Annotated in this window: 24 protein-coding genes; 1 reads left to right on the plus strand and 23 read right to left on the minus strand. The window is 71.4% G+C overall.

Annotated features, from left to right (window positions below; translation table 11 throughout):
- Positions 1-13: 13 nt before the first annotated feature.
- The 13 genes from ACEN96_RS18700 to flgB all read right to left on the minus strand — a co-directional run bounded on the left by ACEN96_RS18700 (position 14) and on the right by flgB (position 11,142).
- On the minus strand, positions 14-784 hold the full coding sequence (locus tag ACEN96_RS18700) for an acetyltransferase domain-containing protein (RefSeq protein WP_495584573.1): 771 nt from the start codon (positions 782-784) through the stop codon (positions 14-16).
- Between the two features lie 168 nt (positions 785-952).
- On the minus strand, positions 953-2,044 hold the full coding sequence (locus ACEN96_RS18705; protein WP_495584574.1) for a hypothetical protein: 1,092 nt from the start codon (positions 2,042-2,044) through the stop codon (positions 953-955).
- Complete coding sequence (flgL, locus tag ACEN96_RS18710; RefSeq protein WP_495584575.1) at positions 2,034-2,915, minus strand: flagellar hook-associated protein FlgL; 882 nt, start codon at positions 2,913-2,915, stop codon at positions 2,034-2,036. The genes ACEN96_RS18705 and flgL overlap by 11 nt, the downstream gene beginning before the upstream one ends.
- Before the next feature lie 46 nt (positions 2,916-2,961).
- Positions 2,962-4,329, minus strand: coding sequence for a flagellar hook-associated protein FlgK (flgK, locus tag ACEN96_RS18715; RefSeq protein ID WP_495584576.1), 1,368 nt, complete (start codon positions 4,327-4,329; stop codon positions 2,962-2,964).
- Positions 4,326-4,718, minus strand: coding sequence for a rod-binding protein (locus ACEN96_RS18720; RefSeq protein ID WP_495584577.1), 393 nt, complete (start codon positions 4,716-4,718; stop codon positions 4,326-4,328). Before ACEN96_RS18720 ends, flgK begins: the two co-directional genes overlap by 4 nt.
- 187 nt (positions 4,719-4,905) lie before the next feature.
- Positions 4,906-6,024: a flagellar basal body P-ring protein FlgI gene (locus ACEN96_RS18725; RefSeq protein WP_495584578.1), complete on the minus strand. Its 1,119-nt coding sequence runs from the start codon at positions 6,022-6,024 to the stop codon at positions 4,906-4,908.
- A gap of 4 nt (positions 6,025-6,028) precedes the next feature.
- Positions 6,029-6,697, minus strand: coding sequence for a flagellar basal body L-ring protein FlgH (flgH, locus tag ACEN96_RS18730; RefSeq protein ID WP_495584579.1), 669 nt, complete (start codon positions 6,695-6,697; stop codon positions 6,029-6,031).
- Positions 6,698-6,710: 13 nt separating this feature from the next.
- Positions 6,711-7,499 carry a flagellar basal-body rod protein FlgG gene (gene flgG, locus ACEN96_RS18735; RefSeq protein WP_495584580.1) on the minus strand — a complete coding sequence of 263 codons (789 nt, stop codon included), beginning with the start codon at positions 7,497-7,499 and terminating at the stop codon, positions 6,711-6,713.
- 49 nt (positions 7,500-7,548) lie between these two features.
- Positions 7,549-8,283 (minus strand): flagellar basal body rod protein FlgF, encoded by a 735-nt coding sequence (locus tag ACEN96_RS18740; RefSeq protein ID WP_495584581.1) that lies wholly within the window; start codon positions 8,281-8,283, stop codon positions 7,549-7,551.
- A gap of 43 nt (positions 8,284-8,326) precedes the next feature.
- Positions 8,327-9,535, minus strand: coding sequence for a flagellar hook protein FlgE (locus ACEN96_RS18745; RefSeq protein WP_495584582.1), 1,209 nt, complete (start codon positions 9,533-9,535; stop codon positions 8,327-8,329).
- Between the two features lie 57 nt (positions 9,536-9,592).
- Positions 9,593-10,258, minus strand: a complete 666-nt coding sequence (locus ACEN96_RS18750; RefSeq protein ID WP_495584583.1) for a flagellar hook capping FlgD N-terminal domain-containing protein — start codon at positions 10,256-10,258, stop codon at positions 9,593-9,595.
- Between the two features lie 16 nt (positions 10,259-10,274).
- The gene (gene flgC / locus ACEN96_RS18755) at positions 10,275-10,700 is read right to left on the minus strand and encodes a flagellar basal body rod protein FlgC (protein ID WP_495584584.1); all 426 of its coding nucleotides are present in this window, start codon (positions 10,698-10,700) and stop codon (positions 10,275-10,277) included.
- A gap of 58 nt (positions 10,701-10,758) precedes the next feature.
- Positions 10,759-11,142, minus strand: coding sequence for a flagellar basal body rod protein FlgB (gene flgB / locus ACEN96_RS18760; protein WP_495584585.1), 384 nt, complete (start codon positions 11,140-11,142; stop codon positions 10,759-10,761).
- Here flgB and flgA point away from each other — a divergent pair.
- Positions 11,141-11,893: a flagellar basal body P-ring formation chaperone FlgA gene (flgA, locus tag ACEN96_RS18765; protein ID WP_495584586.1), complete on the plus strand. Its 753-nt coding sequence runs from the start codon at positions 11,141-11,143 to the stop codon at positions 11,891-11,893. The genes flgB and flgA overlap by 2 nt on opposite strands.
- Positions 11,894-11,952: 59 nt before the next feature.
- Here the strand turns inward: flgA and ACEN96_RS18770 are convergent, their stop codons facing one another.
- The 10 genes from ACEN96_RS18770 to fliS are packed head-to-tail and all read right to left on the minus strand — an operon-like array spanning position 11,953 to position 18,549.
- The gene (locus tag ACEN96_RS18770) at positions 11,953-12,732 is read right to left on the minus strand and encodes a glycoside hydrolase family 73 protein (RefSeq protein WP_495584587.1); all 780 of its coding nucleotides are present in this window, start codon (positions 12,730-12,732) and stop codon (positions 11,953-11,955) included.
- Entirely contained in the window at positions 12,719-13,183 is a 465-nt protein-coding gene (locus ACEN96_RS18775; RefSeq protein WP_495584588.1) for a flagellar protein FlgN, read from the minus strand. Before ACEN96_RS18775 ends, ACEN96_RS18770 begins: the two co-directional genes overlap by 14 nt.
- Complete coding sequence (flgM, locus tag ACEN96_RS18780) at positions 13,180-13,488, minus strand: flagellar biosynthesis anti-sigma factor FlgM (RefSeq protein WP_495584589.1); 309 nt, start codon at positions 13,486-13,488, stop codon at positions 13,180-13,182. The genes ACEN96_RS18775 and flgM overlap by 4 nt, the downstream gene beginning before the upstream one ends.
- Positions 13,489-13,525: 37 nt before the next feature.
- A complete protein-coding gene (locus ACEN96_RS18785; RefSeq protein WP_495584590.1) occupies positions 13,526-14,506 on the minus strand; it encodes a flagellar motor protein MotB in 981 nt (326 codons plus the stop codon).
- On the minus strand, positions 14,496-15,431 hold the full coding sequence (gene motA, locus ACEN96_RS18790; RefSeq protein ID WP_495584591.1) for a flagellar motor stator protein MotA: 936 nt from the start codon (positions 15,429-15,431) through the stop codon (positions 14,496-14,498). Before motA ends, ACEN96_RS18785 begins: the two co-directional genes overlap by 11 nt.
- 24 nt (positions 15,432-15,455) lie before the next feature.
- Positions 15,456-16,169: a FliA/WhiG family RNA polymerase sigma factor gene (locus ACEN96_RS18795; RefSeq protein ID WP_495584592.1), complete on the minus strand. Its 714-nt coding sequence runs from the start codon at positions 16,167-16,169 to the stop codon at positions 15,456-15,458.
- Between the two features lie 23 nt (positions 16,170-16,192).
- Positions 16,193-16,660, minus strand: a complete 468-nt coding sequence (locus tag ACEN96_RS18800) for a flagellar basal body-associated FliL family protein (protein WP_495584593.1) — start codon at positions 16,658-16,660, stop codon at positions 16,193-16,195.
- On the minus strand, positions 16,657-17,820 hold the full coding sequence (locus tag ACEN96_RS18805; protein ID WP_495584594.1) for a flagellar hook-length control protein FliK: 1,164 nt from the start codon (positions 17,818-17,820) through the stop codon (positions 16,657-16,659). The genes ACEN96_RS18800 and ACEN96_RS18805 overlap by 4 nt, the downstream gene beginning before the upstream one ends.
- Complete coding sequence (gene fliT, locus ACEN96_RS18810; protein WP_495584595.1) at positions 17,817-18,155, minus strand: flagellar protein FliT; 339 nt, start codon at positions 18,153-18,155, stop codon at positions 17,817-17,819. Before fliT ends, ACEN96_RS18805 begins: the two co-directional genes overlap by 4 nt.
- A gap of 7 nt (positions 18,156-18,162) precedes the next feature.
- Entirely contained in the window at positions 18,163-18,549 is a 387-nt protein-coding gene (gene fliS / locus ACEN96_RS18815; RefSeq protein ID WP_495584596.1) for a flagellar export chaperone FliS, read from the minus strand.
- Positions 18,550-18,562 lie beyond the last annotated feature (13 nt).

Genomic DNA, 18,562 nt, shown 5'->3' on the forward strand with positions numbered 1-18,562 from the left:
GCGGGGTCCGCCCTCAGATCCAGCCGAAGTGCCGCGCGCCCATCAGCGCGCCGATCATCACCGGCTGATGGAGCATGTAGTAGGACAGCGACCACCGCCCCATCGCCGACAGAGGCCTCAGCGCGGGCAGCAGCGGCCGCGCGAACCAGGTCCGCACCGCCGCGGTGCGCATCAGCGCGCAGCCCCACAGCATCGGCCCCAGCCAGGGCAGCACCGGCACGTAGTCCTCGGTCAGCGGCTTGTGCGTGACCAGGCCGACCCAGTTGGTGGTGCGGGTGTCGAAGAAGGGATGCGCGATCAGGAAGGGCAGCGCGATCGCCACCGCCCCCAGCGCCCACAGCGCGGCGGTGGGCAGCCGCGCGAAGCCGAAGCGCACCAGGATCAGCATCAGGGCCATGCCGTGCAGCACGCCGAAGCTGATGAACGAGCGCGGGAACATCCACCACGAGCCGATCGACACCAGCAGCGCGCAGCCCATGATCTGGCCCCAGCGGCGCCAGAAGCGGTCGGCCGTCTGGCCTTGCGCCAGGGCCACCGCCTGGCCCATGCCCGCGCACAGCAGGAACAGGCTGACGATCGCGCTGCGCTGCCAGGTCCAGAAGGGATCGCGGTAGAAGTCCGCCAGGATGACCTTGAAGTAGCTCAGGTCGAAGCTGAAATGGAAGACCGTCATCCAGACCATCGCCACGCCGCGCAGCGCGTCGAGCCGGTCGAACCGCGGCGTCGCCGCACGGGAGGACGGGACCTCCGCCACGGCGTCGGCGCCAGGGACGGGGTCAGGCATTGCGGTCAGGAATCGGGCCGTCGAAGTCATCGGGGGAACAGTCTACACAGAGCGGTGCGCAGGTCGATGACATGCGTCCGGCATCCGATCGGCGGCAAGCCGCGTTCCCCGGGTGAGGGGACAGGCCGCCCCCTGGCGTCTTGGAGGCGGCCTGAGCGGCGCGCCGCCTCAGGCCGACAGCAACTGCCGCACGCGCGCGCGGTGCATGCCGCGCAGCGCCGGCAGCAGCGCGCCGACGTCGCTGTACTCGGCGCCGGAGAGCGCGCCCGCCAGCGATCCGGCGAGCGCCTGGGCCTGCGCCGGCGCCATCGAGGCCGAGGGCCGCGCCGCGGCCTCGAGCTGCCCGTGCAGCTGCGCACGCGCCTGCGCGACCTTGGGCTGCGCCTGCAGCAGCTGACCCAGCGCCTGGCGCTGGCCGGCCGCATCCTTGACCTCCCAGCGCTGCGGCTGCAGCGCCTCGGGCGACGGATCAAGCAGCGCGCGCACCGGCTGGCCGCTCGGGAATCGCTTGCCCTCGCCGCGCAGCGTCAGGCCGTCGCGCAGCGCCGGCCATTGCGACTCGGCGACGCTGAAGACGATCTCCGTCCCCTGCGCCCGCACCGACAGCCCGGCCGGCGTCAGCGCCTTGACCAGCGCCTGCAGCTGCGGCTGCGTGCCCTCGCCCTCCAGCGTCACCGCGATGGCCACGGGCTTCGCCGCGCCGCCGCCGTCCTGCGGCTGGCTGGGCAGTTGCAGCCGCAAGGTCTCCTTCCCGCCGTGCTCGAGCACCGCGAGATCGAGTCCACGCAGCTTGAAGCGCTGTCGCGCCGCACCATCCGCGGGCGCGGCCTGCAGCTCGCCATCGACACGTCCGCCGGCATCGCGGCTGCGCTGCGACCAGAGCAGGCGCAACTGCTCGACCTGTGCGTTCAACGCGGCGGATGGCGGCGCCTGGCGCGCCAGCGCGTCGCTGAGCCCGCCCTTGAGCTGCTGCATCGCCGACGCGAGGCGATCCAGATAATCCAAGCCCTGCTGCAGCCGGCCGAGCTGCAACTGCGCGCCCGGCTCGCGCGCGGCGGATGCCGCGTCGCTCGCGCGCAAGGGCGCGGCCTGTTGGAATGCGGCCGCCGATTCGAGTGAAGCCGGCAACCGAGCCGGCGGCGCGGCATCCGGGATCGCCCCGGCGGTGCCTGCCGACAAGGCCGGCAGGCGATCCGCGCTGGCGCCCCGCGACGCGGGGTCGGCGCCGAAGACCGGTCCGGAGATCGCGTCAGATCGCATCGAACAGGCTCAGCTGACTGACCTTGGCATAGGCCTTCTGCGTCGCCTGCAGCGCCAGCGTGTAGCTGTTCAGGCGCGTGGCGGCCTCGCCGTAGTCGACCTGGCCGATGTCGAGCGCGCTCTGCTGGTTGGCCAGGCTGACCGACGCATGGTTCGAGTCCAGCGTCGACAGGATGTTCTGCCGGCCGCCGAGCTGCCCGATCTTGCCGGCCACGTCGCCCAGCGTCTGGTCGAGCGCGCCGATCATCGCGGTGACATCGGGGCGCACGCCTTCCGCGGTGACGCCCGGCGTGGCCAGCTGGCCGCCAAGCGCGTTGAGCTGCTGGAGGAAGGCGCCCATGCCTTCGAGCGACACGTTCGCGCCGACCGACATGCTGTCCGCCACGGCCACCGGCTGGGTCTGCGAGTTGCCCAGGAAGTTGTAGGCCGCGTCGACGGTGGGCTGGTCGCTGGCAGTGCCGGAGAACAGGTAGCGCCCTTCGGCATTCCTGCTGTTGGCCAGGAACAGCAGGCTGTCGTGCAGGGTCTTGAGCGAGCCCGACATCGCATTCAGATCGTCGCCGGTGTTGCCGCCGTCGGCGGCCCAGACCAGCAGGTCGCGCGTGGCCTGCAGGTCCTCGCGAACGCTGTCGAGGGTGACCTCGCTGGTGCGCAGGCGGCTCTGCAGCGCGCCGATGTTGTCGCGGTACTGGCCCAGCGTGGACTCCTCGCGCGAGAGCCGGGCCAGGCGCAGCGCCGCGATGCTGTCGTCGGAGGGCTTGAGCACGCGCTGGCCCGAGGCCATCTGCTGCATGACGTGCGTCAGGCCCTCGTTGGCGGCCTGCAGCGCGCTGTTCATCGTGGCGTGGTACTGGTTGCTGGCGATGCGCATGGGAGGTTCCGGCGGGGTTCGGGAAAAACGTGGGATGGAGGCGGCCTCAGCCCAGCATCTGCAGCGTGCTGTCGAAGAGCTGGTTCGCGACCGCGACCACCTTCATGTTGGCCTGGTACATCTGCTGGTACTGCATCAGGTTGATGGCTTCCTCGTCGGTGTTGACGCCGGCGCTGGACTTCCAGTCCTCTTCCGCCTGGTCGCGCACGGTGGTCGCGGTCTTCTGCGAGCCCTGGTTCAGCGAGCTCGCCACGCCCAGCTTGCCCACCAGCTGCGTGAACACGTCGCCGGTGATCACCGAGGCGGTGCCGGCGGCATTGCCGGCGGCGTCGAAGGTGGTGATCGTCATCGGCTTGTTCTTGAGCGCGATCAGCGCCGACAGGTTGCCGCTGTCGCCGCTGACGGACGGGCTGGACGAGAAGGCCAGCTGGCCGGCCGTCAGGCCGGTCATGCGCAGCCGGCCGCCGCTGGTGTCGAACAGCGGCTGGCCCGGTGTCGCCGCGGGCGGCGCGAAGCCGGCCGCCAGCTGTGCGTTGAAGGCGTTGCCGATGCCCTGGGCGAGTTCGCTGACGGTGGTCTGCATCGGCTGCAGCACCTGCTTCTGCAGGTCGGCCAGGCCGCCGAGCTGGCCGCCCTGCCCCACGTCGGACAGCGTGAACGAGGTGCTGGCGAAGTTCAGTGTCAGCGCGCCGGGGCCGCTGGTGGCCAGGACCGCCGCATCGGCGCCGACGACCAGCGGCTGGCCGCCCTTGAGCGAGACGCTCTTGGCGCCATCGGGTGTATCGACCACCTGCAGGCCCACCAGCGAGGACAGCGCCTTGATCTTCTCGTCGCGGGCATCCTGCAGGCCGGCGTCGTTCATGCCGGCGCTGCGGCCGGCGGCGATCTGCTTGTTCAGCAGCGCGATGTCCTGCGTCAGCGCGTTGACCTGGTTGACGACACCGTCGCGCTGCGTGGCGATCGCGGTCTGCTGGTTGGCGAAGAGCTGCTGCAGGCTGTCGAAGCGCTTGACCAGGCCGTCGGCGGCGGTCAGCACGGCCTCGCGCAGCGGGCCGGATTCGGGCTGGACGCTGGCGGCGTTGAGCGCGGCGAAGAACTGGTCGATGCCGTGGTTGATGTTGGCCGTGTCGTCGGACATGACCTGCTCGAGCTGCGTCAGGTAGGACTGGCCGGCGCTGTACTGGCCGAGCTGGCTGGTGGCCTGCCACAGCTGCACGTTCTTGAAGCCGTCGGCGAAGCGCAGCAGCTTGGACACCTGCACGCCGGCGCCGCCCTGGGGCGTCTGCACCGAGCCCAGCAGCACGCCGGTGCGGGTGAAGCCCGGCGTCATCGCGTTGGCGACGTTCTGGCTGGTGGCGTTCAGCGCGGCCTGGGCGGCCTGCGCGCCGGTGAGGCCGTTGAAGAGGATGCTCATGGGGTGGTGCGCGGGATGGCGGGGGTCTTGTCAGCGGAAGGCGACCCGGCGGGCGCGGGACTTAAGCCCGCGGCCGGGAGCACCTGGCGGAGCATCAGATCGGCGATGCCGAAGGCGCGCTGCTGGGCGAGCGCGTCGGCCACCAGGCCGTCGGCGAAGTCCAGCATGTCCTGGCCGGCGCGCTTGGCTTCGCCGTCTTCGTCGCCGGCGAGCGCACGCGTGCCGGCGCGCATCTGGCTGATCATCTGCTTGATGAAGAAGGCTTCGAACTTGACGGCGGCATCGGTGGCTTTGGCCTGCGTGCGAGCGTCGATGGCCGGTGCGGGCGCGATATCGACAATCGCGTCGCCCGCGCCGGAGGCGGTTGCCGCCTTCTGAAGATCGATCATTCCGGAGGTCCTTTGTAGTCTTACTGCGGAGGCCACTGGCCCTCACCCCTCCCTCTCCCACTTCGTGGGAGAGGGTGAAAGAGGGGCTCCCGCAAACGGGAGAGGGTGTGAGAAAAGCGCTGGGCGGTATTACCCCCTCGCCCGCTTGCGGGAGAGGGCGGGGGTGAGGGCCAGCGGCGTCACGAAGTCAGATGACCTGCAGTTCTCCTTCAATCGCGCCAGCCTGGTCCAACGCCTGGAGGATCGCCATCAGGTCATCCGGATTCGCGCCGATGCTGTTGACCATGTCGACGATCGCCTGCAGCGAGGTCCCCGCCGGCCATCGGAACATGCGCCCATCTCCTTGATCCACGCGCAGCTGCGACTGCGGCACCGTCTGCGTGCGTCCCTGGCTGAACGCGTTGGGCTGGCTCACCTGCGGCGACTCGCTGATCACGACCTTCAGCGACCCATGCGACACCGCCGCCGGCCGCACCTTGACGCCATCCGCGATGACCACGGTCCCCGTGCGCGAGTTGAAGATCACCCGCGGCAGCGCCGGCGCCGCATCGATCGGCAAGGCCTGGATCTGCGCGACGAACGCGACGCGCTGCGTCGGCTCCGCCGGCGCGCGCACCGTCACGCTGGTGCCGTCGCGCGTCGTCGCCACGCCGGCCCCGAAGCGCTGATTGAGCGCCTCCACGATCTGCGTCGCCGTCTGGAACCCCGGCCGCTTGAGATTGAGCACCACATCCGGCCGCGAATCGAAATCGGTGCCGATCTCCCGCTCGATCGTCGCGCCATTGGGCACGCGCCCGGTCGTCGGCGTGTTCACGGTCACGCTGGACCCGCTCTGCCCCTGCGCGCTCAACCCCGTCACGACCAGGTTGCCCTGCGCCAGCGCATACACCTCGCCATCGGCCGCATGCAGTTCGGTCAACAGCAGCGTCCCTCCTCGCAGGCTCTTCGCATCCCCCAGCGACGACACGGTGATATCGATCGCCTGGCCGCGCCGGTACCCGGCCGGGAAACTCGCGCTGACCATCACGGCCGCCGCGTTGCGCGACTTGGCCTCGGTCTTCTCGGGCAGCTTCACGCCGAACTGCTTGAGCAGGTTGCCCACCGACTGCCCGGCGAATTTCACCTGCGTGCTGTCCCCGCTGCCGTTCAAGCCGACCACCAGGCCATAGCCCAGCAACTGGTTCTCCCGCACGCCTTCCACGTCCACCAATTGCCGCAACTGCTGCGCGCCCAACGCCGGCGCGGCCGGCATCGCAGCCACCGCGCCGAACACCAGCGAGATCAAGAGCTTCTTCATGTCGGTCATGGCCTCAGATCGGATTCCAGGGGCTGTTGAACCAGCGCGAGAACCAGCCCGGCGTGTTGGCGTCGGCCAGATGGCCGCGGCCGCTGTAGGCAATGCGCGCGTTGGCCACGCGCTGAGACGACACGCGGTTCTCGCTGTCGACATCGGCGGAGCGGACATAGCCGGCCACGCGCACCAGTTCCTCGCCCTGGTTCAGCGTCAGGCTCTTCTCGCCATGCACGCGCAGCAGGCCGTTGGACATCACCTCCTGCACCACCACCGTGACCGCGCCCTGCAGCGTGTTCTGCTGCGTGCTGCTGCCGCTGCCGCTGAAGTCGCGGTTGCCGTTGATGCCGTAGCTGCGCTGCTTGCCGTTCAGGTCGAGGTTGAAGTCGCTGCCGCTCTTCTTCGCGCTCTGCGTGTTGGCGCTCTTGCTGGCCTGCGTGGCCTCCTCGAGCACGATGGTCAGCACGTCGCCGGCGCGGAACGCGCGCGTGTCGGCGATCAGGCTGGCGCTGCGGCCCGCCACGAACACGCCGCCACCCGACGGCCGCGGCATCTCGCCGATCGGCAGCGGCAGGCCGCCGGGATCGGCGCTGGGCAGCGCCGGCGGCGCGATGGCGGCGCAGCCGCCCAGCGCGAGCGCGGCGGCGGCGTTCATCGCCACGAGGAGGCGGACGGCAAGGCGGGTCATGGCCGGGCTCCGGTCAGCGGGCGGCTTGCGCCAGCACCTGCAGCATGTTGTCGGCCGCCGAGAGCACCTTGGTGTTCATCTCGTAGGTGCGCTGCGCCGCGATCATGTCGACCATCTCCTCGACCACCTGCACGTTCGAGCCCTCCAGCGCGCCCTGCTTGAGCTTGCCCAGGCCGTTCTCGCCGGGCACGCCCTCGGTCGGCGCGCCGCTGCCGGCCGTCTCCTGATAGAGGTTGTCGCCCAGCGCCAGCAGGCCGGCCGGGTTCACGAAGTGGGTCAGCCGCAACTGGCCGACTTCCTGCGGCGCCGCGTTGTCGGCGGTGGTGATCGCGACCACGCCGTTCTCGCTGATCGTCAGCGACTTGGCGTTGATGGGGATGGTGATCTCCGGCTGCAGCCGCTGGCCCTGCGCGTTGGTCAGCCGGCCTTCCGGGCTGATGCTCAGCTGGCCGGCGCGCGTGTAGGCCGGACGGCCATTGGGCCCCTCCACCTGCAGGAAGCCGTTGCCGACGATGGCGACGTCCAGGTTCTGCCCGGTCGTCTGCAGGCTGCCATTGGTGAACACCTTCTGCGTGCCGACCATGCGCGTGCCGTTGCCCAGCTGCACGCCGGTCGGCGCGGCGCTGCCGTCCTCGGCCTGCGCGCCGGGCTGGCGCTCGACCTGGTAGAACAGGTCCTCGAACATCACGCGGTCGCGCTTGAAGCCGACCGTGTTGACGTTGGCCAGGTTGTTGGCGATCGCTTGCAGCTTGGCGTCCTGCGCCTGCACGCCGGTCTTGCTGATCCACATGGCGGGGTTCATCGGGGACTCCTTCCAGAAACTCGTTGATCTGTCGATGGGCCGGCGCGCGTCAGTCGCGCACCAGGCGGTTGCCGGTCTCGGCCATGCCGTCGGCGGCCTTGTAGAGCCGCATCTGCAGCTCGAAGTCGCGCGCCAGGTTCATCGTGGCGACCATCTCCTCGACGGCCGACACATTGCTCGCCTCCAGCTTGCCCTTGGCGACCCGCACCGCCGGATCGGCCGCCGGCTGGCTGCCGTCGCGCGCGACCAGCAGGCCGGCCTCGTTCTTGGTCAGCTGCGAGAACGGCGGCTTGACCAGCTTGAGCCGGTCCACCGTCTGCAGCTCGGGCTGCCCGCCGGCGAGGATCGCGATCGTGCCGTCGGCCTGCACCTCGAGCCGGTCATGCGGCGGCAGCACGATCGGCCCGCCCTCGCCCAGCACCGCATGGCGGCCCAGGCGCAGCGTGCCGTCGGCATCGACGCTGAAATTGCCGCCGCGCGTGTAGGCCTCGCGCCCCTGCGGGCCGTCCTGCGCGACCGCGAACAGGCCCTCGCCCTCGATCGCGATGTCCAGGTCGCGGCCGGTGTCGCGCTGGCTGCCGGCGCGCGCGCTGATCACGTCCGAGCGCTCCTGCGCCAGGTGCCGCGCGTCGTAGCCGTAGCCCTTGACCCGCGCGGCGCCGGCCTGCTCCAGGTTGGCGCGGAAGCCTGCCGTCTCCAGGTTGGCCAGGTTGTTGGCATGCACGGCCTGCGCGCGCTGGATGCGCTCGGCGCCGCTCATGACGGTGTAGATCAGGGCGTCCATCGGGGGCTCGCTTCAGTCGGTGGCAAAGGTCGGGAGGCGGGCCTCAGACGGCCTGCATCAGCGCCTGCATCATCTGGTTCTCGGTCGAGATCAGCTTGGTGTTGGCCTGGTAGTTGCGCTGCGCGCTCATCAGGCTGACCAGCTCGCCGGTGACGTCGACGTTGGACTGCTCCAGCGCGCCGGCACTGAGCTTGGACGCGGTGCCGGCCCCGGGGCGCGAGTACAGCGCCACGCCGCTTTCGGCGGTGGAGGTCCAGCTGGTGTCGCTGACCGGCTTGAGGCCGCCATCGCTGGCGAAGGTCGCCAGCGCGATGGTGCCCACGGTCTGCTTCTCGCCATTGCTGAAGGTCGCGATCAGCGAGCCGTCCTCCGACAGGCTGGTGCCGGTCAGCGTGCCGGCGGCATAGCCGTTGGAGGCGTTGGCGCGGGTGGTCGTGTCGCCGGCGAACTGCGTCGTGCCGGTGTAGTCGATCTGCATCGCGATCGGCGCGGCGCCGTTGCCGGGCGTGGCGTTCAGCGTCACGGCGGGCACCGCGGTCAGCTGGCCCTGGGCGTCGAAGTTCATCGTCGCGCCGACGCCGGCCGGGGCCGCGCCATCGAAGCTGTAGTACGCGTTGACGGTGCCGGTGCCGCTCTTGGCGAAGTACTGCGTGACGCTGTGCTTGGTGCCCAGCGAGTCGTACACCACCGAGGTCACCGAGCTGTTGAAGCTGCGCGGATCGTCCTTGTTGAAGGGCGTGACCGCGGGCACCGACCAGTCGGCGCTCAGGTTGCCGCTGAAGCTCAGGCGATCGCTGGGCTGGGCCGGGATGGTGCCGGTGGCCACGCGCAGGTCGCCGAAGGCGCCCAGGCCGCCGCCGGGCACCGGACGGCCGGCCGCGTCGACCACCGCGGCATAGCCCTGCGCCTTGCGGCCCAGGCTGTCGACGACGTAGCCGTCCTTGTCGACGTTGAACAGGCCGACGCGGGTGAACAGCGTCTGGCCGTCGTTGCCCTTGACCGCGAAGAAGCCGCGGCCCTGGATCATCGCGTCCATGCCGCGGCCGGTGTTGAACAGGCCGCCGCCGGTCTCGATGGACTGCGACACCGAGCCCACCTCGACGCCGGTCGGGTGGGTGTCCGCAACCATCGACGAGAAATTGCTGCGGCTGGCCTTGAAGCCGTAGGTGCCGGAGTTGGCGATGTTGTTGCTGATGGTCTCCAGGCTGGCGTTGACCGCGTTGATGCCCGAACGTGCGATTTCGAAACTCATGGGGGCCTCCGTAGGCGATGGATTCAGGGAACCGGGAAAGGCGGGAAGCGCGGCGCGTCAGGACGCGGCGCGGCCCTTGAACTGGGTGATGGCCTGGCTGGCGACCTCGCCGATGCCGGCCAGCTGCAGCATCACGCTGCCGTCGGCGGCCAGGCGCACGCCATCCAGGCGGGTCTGCGTCTCGATGGCGACGCTGCGCTTGTCCTGGGTCTCGAGCTTGAGGCCGTACTGGCCGTCACCCAGTCCCAGCCTGGCCGGATCCAGCGTGTAGCCCTGCTCGCCCTTGCCGAGCGAGCCCAGGTCGATGCGCTGCTCGCGGCCGTCGCCGCCGGTCAGCACCAGCGTGTTGCCGGGGCTGTTCGCATCCAGCGTGAAGCGCAGCTGCACCGGCTGGCCCGACAGCCGCACCTGCGACACCGTCGCCTGCAGCGTCGAGCCGACCTGCGCGCCCAGCGTCATCAGTTGCAGGCTCGCGAGCATGCTGGCGTTGGTCTGGCCCTGCGAGGCCAGCTTCTGCATCGACTCGACCTGGCTGAGCTGCGTCAGCTGGCTGACGAACTGCGACGGATCCTGCGGCGAGAGCGGATCCTGGTTCTTGATCTGCGCGACGAGCAGCGTGGTGAACAGCGAACTCTGGCCGGCGCTGTCGCCATTGCCGGCGATCGATCCGGCGCCCGATGAAGCGCCGTTGCCGGCGGCGTTGTTGTTGACGGCGGTGGTCATGTCCGTGCTCCTGGCTTCACGCGTCGCCCAGACGCAGCAGCGACTGCTGCATCGACTTCACCCGCGACAGCACCTCGACGCTGGTCTCGAAGGCGCGCGACGCGGACAGCATGTCGGTCATCTCGGCGACCGGGTTGACGTTGGGATAGAAGACCTCGCCGTTCTCGTTGGCGAGCGGGTTCTCGGGCTCATAGGCCTTGCGCAGCGGCTCCTGGCTCTCGACGACGTCGAGCACCTGCACCCGCGTCCCGGCCAGTTGCCCGTCGCCCAGGCCCTCGCGCGCGGCCAGCGCGGCGAAGACCGGCTTGCGGGCGTGGTAGGCCGCGCCCTCGCTGCCGGCGGCCGACTGCGCGTTGGCCAGGTTGCTGGCGATGGTGTTCAGGCGCACCGTCTGCGCGGACATCGCCGAGCCGGCGATCTGGCTGATCTGCTTGAAGGACATGGGGTTCCCTTTCCGTGTCGCGCGGCTCAGCGGCCGCGCATTGACCGCTGACGGCCGTTCATTGACCGCTGATGGCCTTGGCCAGCCCCTTGAGCTTCATGTTCACGAAGGTCAGGCTGGTCTGGAAATCGAGCGCGTTCTGCGCGAAGGCGGCCTGCTCCACGCCGAGCTCGACCGTGTTGCCGTCCTGCGCCGGGTGGTACGGGACGCGGTACTGCAGGTCCTGGTCGCCGGTATCCAACGCGAGCTCACCGGTGAAGCCGTCGCCCGAGCCCTCGCCGCCCAGGACGGCGCGCAGCGACGCGGCAAAATCGACGTCACGCGCCTGGTAGCCCGGGGTGCTGACGTTGGCGATGTTGGAGGCCAGGACCTTGGTCCTCTCCGCACGCAGACGCAGCGCGTCGTCATGCACGCCGGCCGCCTTGCTGAAATCGATGCTCATGCGCGACTCCCTTCCTTCCTTCGTTTCCGTTGCCCTGATCGCCGCCTGCGCGGCCTCAGCCCTGTTTCCGTCCGCGGCGGCCCATGCCGCCGCCAAGCCCGAAGCCCGTCCCGATCCCTCCGCGGCGCTCGACGCGCAGGTGCTGGAGACGGCGCGCGCCGCGCTGCTCGAGCAGGCCCGGCAAGCCGGCCTGATCGCGCCCGAGGTCCAGCTGACGCAGCCCGCGCCGCGCCCGCGGCCCGCCTGCCCGGCGGGCTGGGACATCGCGCTGCAGGACAGCCGCAGCCTGATGCGGCTGCGCCTGGTGGCCCGCTGCGGCGACGAGGCCGCGCGCGTGCCGCCGCAGGACTTCCTGCTGCGCGCCACGCTCAGCGCCGAGGTGCTCGTCGTCACGCAGGGCGTGGCCAGCGGCCAGGCCGTGAGCGAGGACCAGTTGCAGCTGCAGCGCCGCGACATCAGCCAGACGCCCGACGCGCTGTCCGCGCTGGAACCCGGCCTGGCCGCGCGCACGACGCTGCGTCCCGGCCAGCTGCTGCAGAAACGGCTGCTCGCGGCGGCGATCGTGATCAAGCGCGGCGACACGGTCCGCATCCAGGCGAGCCGCGGCGGCGTCAGCGTCGAGGGCGCCGGCGAGGCGCTCGACAGCGGCGCGCGCCAGGGCGTGATCCGCGTGCGCAACAACGCCAGCGGCCGCGTGATCCAGGCACGCGTGCTCGACGCGGGCCTGGTCGAGCCGGCCGAGCTGCGCTGAGCCGGCCGCGCGCCAGGCGCGGCTCGATCGACCGTTGACTGGAAGCCTCACTTCAGCGCTCACTTCGCCGCTCCCTGAGCGCGGGCCGCGACCGCCGAGGCGACCTTGGCGAGCTTCTCCGCGTACGCGGGATCGGTGGCATAGCCGCCGCGCTGCAGCGCCGCGCCGTAGGCGCGCGCATCGGCGCCGGCCTGCAGCGCGCCCTGATAGCGCGGGCTCTTGCCGATCAGCGCCGCCAGGTCGTCGAAGGACTGCGCCGGCGAGGCATAGGCGCGGAACGCCTCCTGGCGCGCGACGGCCTGGCCGCCTTCGACCTCGGCCGTCATCGCCCGTGCGACGGCGCCCTGCCATCCAGTGGCCTTGATGCCGAAGTAGTTGTGGCTGGGCGCGCCATCCGCCCCGCGGATCGGCGAGCGGCCCCAGCCGGTCTCCAGCGCCGCCTGCGCGGTCAGCACTTCCGGAGCGACGCCCAGCTTCGCGCCCGCGCCGCGCGCGAGCGGCAGCACCTCGTCGATGAAGGCCTGGCGCTGCGCATCGCTGACGCCTTCCGCGCCCTCGACGCCGCCGCCAATGACGCCGCTGTCGACGCCGCTGTCGACGCCAGCATCGCCGCCAGGCGCCGGCATCGACTGCATCCGTCCCCAGGCGCCTTCCGGGCTCAGCTGCGAGGCGGAGCCGCCATCGCCCTGCTCGATGTAGCGCATGACCTCGCGGTTCAGTTCCTGATAGAGCGCATCGAAGCGCGCCGCGCCGCCACCGTTCGAAGCCGGATGTGCCGGCTCGATGCGTCCGGCCGCCAGCGGCGGGAACTCGCCGGCGATGCGTTCAGCGCTGCGCATAGATGTGCTCCTCGCGGCCCAGCAGCCGCTGCATCAGCGCCTGCTGCTCGGTGATCAGCTGCGCGTTGCGCGCGTTCATCGCCTTGCACTCGGCCAGCGCGCGCTCTATCCCCTGGCGCAGCGCCAGCAGCGGCTCGCCCGCCGCCGGCGGCAGCCGGTCCAGCAGCGCGCGCAGCGTCGGCTGACCCGCCCGGCCCAGCAGCGCGGTCAGCAGCTCGCGGCGGTGGGAGCGATGCGCGTCGATCTCGGCCGCCTGCGCCAGGATGCCGGCGGACAGCGCGGCGATCTCCTCGGCCTGGTGCCGCAGCGCGGCCTGGAACTGGCGCTCCAGCAGCTCGCGCAGCGCGCCATAGGCGTTCAGGTCCTGCGACAGGCCCTCGCGCAGCTGCCGCAGCAGCGTCGCGGCGGTGCTGTCGGCGCGGCGCGCGGTGCGCGTCAGCGGCGAGCTCACGAGCGGCCTCCGTGATAGCGCTGGATCAGCTGCGACAAGCGCGTCGCGTCGAACTTGATCTCGCCCTTGGCCAGCGCGTCGCGCAGCGCGGCGACCTTCACCGGATCGACGTCGGGCATCTCCGCCAGCGCGGCCTGCGCCGGCTTGAGCACGGCGCTCTCGAGCTCGGCGGCGCGCATCGCGGGACTGCCCGCGGCGGACGCGGGCGCGCGATCAGCGGATTCGGCGGGTTCGGCGGCCTCGATCGCGGCAGGCGCGCTAGCGCCGGCGGCCGGGTTCATCGGGTTGGAGCCAGTGATCTTCATTCGTTCACCCTTGGATCTGGTGCGCATGGGGCCTCCGTCAGCGGGAGGCCGCCGCGGCGGGCGGCGTGGTCGTCGCGGGCAGCGCGCCCCGCAGCTGTTCGGCGGGGTCGAGGGACTTCAGCCCGGCCGGTCCGTACATCGCGGCGATCGCCTGCGCCTGCGCGCTGGTCAGCAGCATCAGCTCGATGCGGCGGTTCACCGCCGCCGCCGGCGCGAGCGGATCCAGCGGCGCCGCGTCGGCCATGCCGGTGACCTGCAGCACGCTGGACTCCGGCATGCCGCCGGCCAGCAGCTCATGCCGGGCCGCCATCGCGCGGTGGCTGGAGAGCGCCCAGTTCGTGAACGCGCCCGGCCCCTTGTCCTGATACGGCGTCGCATCGGTGTGGCCGACGATCAGCAGCTGGTTGCGGATTTCCGCCAGCAGCGGGCCCAGCTTGCGCAGCAGCGCGCGCAGCGGCGCGGCGGGCTGCGCGCTGCCGCGCTCGAACATGCCGCTGGCCTCGGTGTCGTGCAGCTGCAGCCGCAGCCCTTGCGGCGTGACCGCGCTGCGCAGATGGCCCTGCAGGCCCTCTTCCGCGGCCAGGCCGGCGATGCGGCGCGCCAGCGCCTGCAGCTGCTCCGGCGAGTCCAGGCTCGGGCGTCCCATGCGCGCGTCGTTCGAGCCGCGCTGTGGATCGCCGGGGTTCATCTCCTCGCTGCGGGCCGGCACCGGATGGCGCTCGATCATGCTGCCGCGCGAGCCGGCCGCCAGCGAGTTCGTCAGCCCCTGCCCGTCCTCGATCAGGTTGGCGCCGGCGTTCTGCAGCACCACCTGCATGCGCTCCGAGTTGCGCGAGGCCAGCAGCCACAGCACCAGGAACAGGCACAGCAGCGCCAGGCAGAAGTCGGCGAACGCGACCTTCCATGCGCCGCCGTGGCCATCGTCCTCGGCGCGGCGCGACACGCGCTTGACCACCGTCTGGTGGTGGTCGCGGCCGCCGCGGCCGGCGGCGGCGATCGGCACGACCTCAGGCTGCACGGCGCTCTCCCTCGCCCGGCGCGCGGTCGGTGGCGCGGCGGCGCGGCGTGGCGGCCGCGTCCTCGCCGCCATTCAGCGCGTCGATCCAGCCCTCCAGCTGCGCGAAGCTGGGCTTGATGTTGAGCTGGACCAGACGGCGGCCGGCGTCGATCGCCAACAGCGGCGGCTTGCCCGACACATGGGTCACCAGCACCACCTTGACCGACTCCAGCGAAGCCAGTTCCTCGTGCACCAACTGCTTCATCATGTTGGACAGCGGGTCCATCACGCCGTAGCAGAAGAAGATGCCGATGAAGGTGCCCACCATCGCGGCCGCGACCATCACCGCGATCTCGCCGGTGCCGGCGCCCTCGGCGACGTGGTTCATCGCCATCACGATGCCCAGCACCGCGGCCAGGATGCCGAAGCCCGGCATCGCCTCGGCGATCTTGTGCAGCGACTTGGACGGCTGCATCAGCTCGTCGTGGATGGCCTCGAGCTCCTGCTCCAGCACGCCCTCCAGCTCATGCGCGCTGATCTTGCCCATGGCCATCAGGCGGAAGTTGTCGACGATGAAGTGCAGCAGCTTGCGATGGTTCAGGATCAGCGGATAGCGCTGGAACAGCGCGCTCTCGTGCGGCGCCTCGACGTGCGCGTCCAGCGCCTTGAGGCCGCCGGCGGCCGTCTGCAGCAGCTCGTACATCAGCAGCAGCAGCTGGCGCTGGAACTCCTGGCCCTGGTCGCTGCGGCGCACCAGCCTGCGCAGCTGCAGCAGCATCTCCGACAGCACGTGGCGCGGGTTGCCCAGCACGATCGCGCCCAGCGCCGCGCCGACGATGATCAGCAGCTCCACCGGCTGCCAGATGACCTTGAACTGGCCGCCATGCAGCATGAAGCCGCCGAACACGCAGCCCAGCACGATGAGGATTCCGACGAGTGCTTGCATTTCCGTTTCCCTCGTTCCCGGTGCTCAGGCCCGCTGCAGGAAGGCGCGCATCTTGCCGAGCGCGGCCTTGTTGATCTGCGACACGCGCGCCTCGGTGAGATCGAGCACGGCGGCGATCTCCTTGAGGCTGGCGTCGAATTCGTAATAGAGCTGGATCACCTTCTGCTCGCGCTCGTTGAGCGCCGACAGCGCCTGCGCGATCGAGCGCGTGACCATCAGCTGCGCCTCGGGGCTGCGGTGCTCGCTGGGCAGCTGCGCCAGTTCCTCGACCAGCTCGTCGAAGCTGGCCAGTTCCTCGGCCACCTCGGCCTGCAGGAAGTCCTGGTACTGCCGCGGCGTGAGCTTCAGATGCGCGAGGATCTCGGCCTCGGCCGGCTCGCGGCCCAGCTGCCGGGTCAGCGCGCGCAGCGCGTCGCGCGTCTTGTGGCTGTCCTGGCGCACGGTGCGCGGGCGCCAGTCCTGCCGGCGCAGCTCGTCGAGGATGGCGCCGCGCACGCGCAGCGCCGCGAAGGCGCCGAAGCCGCCGTCCGGCAGGCCGTAGCGGCGCAGCGCCTCCAGCAGGCCCATCAGGCCGATCTGCTCCATGTCCTCACGGTCCATCACCGCGCTGGCCTGGGCCGAGAGCTGCCGCACCACGCGCTTGACCAGCGGCGCGTACTCGCGCAGCGCGCGCTGCTCGAGGTCGGCACCCAGGCCCGCCGTCGCGACGGCGCCCCATTCGGCGTAGGCGTGTTGCACGGTGCTGCTCCGTCCTCAGGCCGTCATTCGATGATCAGCTTGCCGATCAGCGCCTCGGCGAACGGCGCCTCGCGCCGGTCCGCCGCGTAGCTGTCGGCATAGGCCTTGTTGAGCAGCTGCGCGAACTGCTCGACGCTCATCGCCTGGGCGCTCTCGACGGTGTGTGCCGACAGCGCCTTGACCGCGACGGTGCGCAGCAGCGGCAGATGGTCCTTGGTGCGCTTCTCCTGCTCGGGCAGCGTCTTGAAGACGATGTCGACGGCCATGTAGTGCGACACCGCCGCGCCATTGGGGCCGCGCAGCATCACCAGCACCTTGTCCAGCGTCACGTACTTGTAGTCGGGCGCGGGCCTGGCCTCCTCCTCGGCCTTGGCATGCGCGGCCTCGGCGCCGGGCTTGGCGGCCCCGGCGCGCATCCACCACACCGCGGCGCCGGCCGCCAGCAGCGCGACCGCGGCGATCAGACCGATCAGCTTGATCCTGCTCTTCATCGCGTGTTCCTTGTCAGGGTGCCGGTCTGCGCCTCGAAGGCATCGGCGAAGGCGAAGCCGCCAGGGGCCGCGCCGTCCTCGTCACCGAGCGCGCGGCCCGGCTGACGCTGCGCGTCGCGCGGCTGGCCGTGGGAATGAGCCTGGCCGCCCGAGGCCGCGCCATCGCGGCCGCGGCCGTCGCCGGCCGCCTGCGTGGCGGTCGCGACCTGCACCGAGACCTCACCGGCATGGCGCTGCACCAGTTCGTTGCGCAGCGGCTCGGCGATCTGGCGCAGCTGCTGCCGCACCTCGTCATGGCTGGCGGACAGCTGCACCTGCAGCGCCCCGCCCTGCTGGCGGATGTCGATCTCGATGCGGCCCAGCTGCGGCGGCTCCAGATGCAGCCGCGCGCTGTCGGTCCGCTGCGCGATCTGCAGCTGGAGACGGTCGCCCAGCGCCTGCATCAAGGGCTGCGACCAGGCCTCGCGCGACGCGGGGAGCGTCAGCGCCGGCGCCGCCGTGCCAGCGTCGCCCTGCGGCGCGGCGTTCGCGGCCGGGGTCATCGCGCTCATCAGGTCGGCGCTCCAGCGCTGCAGGCCTTGCCAGGCCGGCGCATCGACGGCGGCGGGCACCGCGTCGGCGGCCTGCAAGGCCAGCACGCGCGCGGGATCCGCTGTCAACGCGCCCGTCAGCGCCGGGATGGACGACGGCGGCGACTGCGCCGCGGCCGTATCCGGGATCTCCGCCGCCGTGGCCTGCACCAAGGCATCACGGACCGCTGGCGCCGGCGGCATCACGGCCGGGATCAGCGTGGGCATCAGCATCGCCAGCGTCGGCACGGCTTGCGCGGGCGCGCCGGGCGTCTCCGGCGACGCCTTGTCATCGGCCGGCGCGGCGCCGGCGTCGGCTTTCACCGCCGGCGCGCGATTCAGCATCTCGTCGAGCGCCTGCATCAGCGCGCGGTCGAGCACATCCACCGGGGCCTCATCCTCGGCGGCCTCGGCGTCGTCGGCAGTCCCCGCCGCGGCCGCCGGCATCGCGCGCGCCTCATCGGTCGCCTTCAGCAGTGGCGCGAAGGGGCGCGCCGGCGCGGCGTCGTTGACCGCATCGCCAGCCGCCGGCACGGCGCCCGCCGTGTTCATCGAGGCCGTCGCGGCCAGCGGATTCATCGTCATCGTCATGCCTGCGCCTCCACACCCCAGTCCGCCGCTTCCGCGTAGGCGGACCAGCCCTGGCGCTGCTGGCGCATCTGCTGCAGCGTCTGGCCGACGCGCTCGAGCTCGCGCTGGCATTCCGCGCTGACCTGCTGATGCAGGCGCCGCAGCTGCCGCAGCGCGCCGCGCTCGCCGGGGCTCAGCGCGCCGGCATCCAGGCCGCCCAGCAACTGCGCCAGCTCGGCGTCGGTGCGGGCCAGCGCGGTCCAGTTGCGCGCCGCGCAGGCGTCGCGCAGGCGCTCGCCCAGCATCTGCAGGCGCGTGGTGATGGGGACGGGACGCAGCGGGGTGTTCATCGTCATCGCCGCCTCAGCCGTGACGGGCGTGCACGCCCTGCCAGCCGCCGCGGATCTGCGTCAGCAGGCCGCGCACCTCGTCCACCAGCGCCACGTCCAGGTCCACGCCGGCGCGGTACAGCCGCTCGGCGCAGTAGTCGTAGAGCCGCGCCAGGCTGGCCACCACCTCGCCGCCCGCGTCCAGGTCCAGCGCGCTGGACAGCCCGTTGATGATCGCGACGCACTTGTCCAGGCTGGCCGCCTTGAGCTCGAAGCGCCGCGCCTCGATGTGGGCGCGGGCGCGCGCGAGCTCGTCGAGCAGGCCGTCCATCAGCACCAGCACCAGCTGGAGCGGCGAGGCCTGCGCGGTCTGCGCATGCAGGTGGACGGTCTGGTAGCTCTGGTAGGCGTCGTGGCTCATGGTGTGGTCATGC

Source organism: Roseateles sp. Mitsp63 (genome assembly GCF_059491535.1).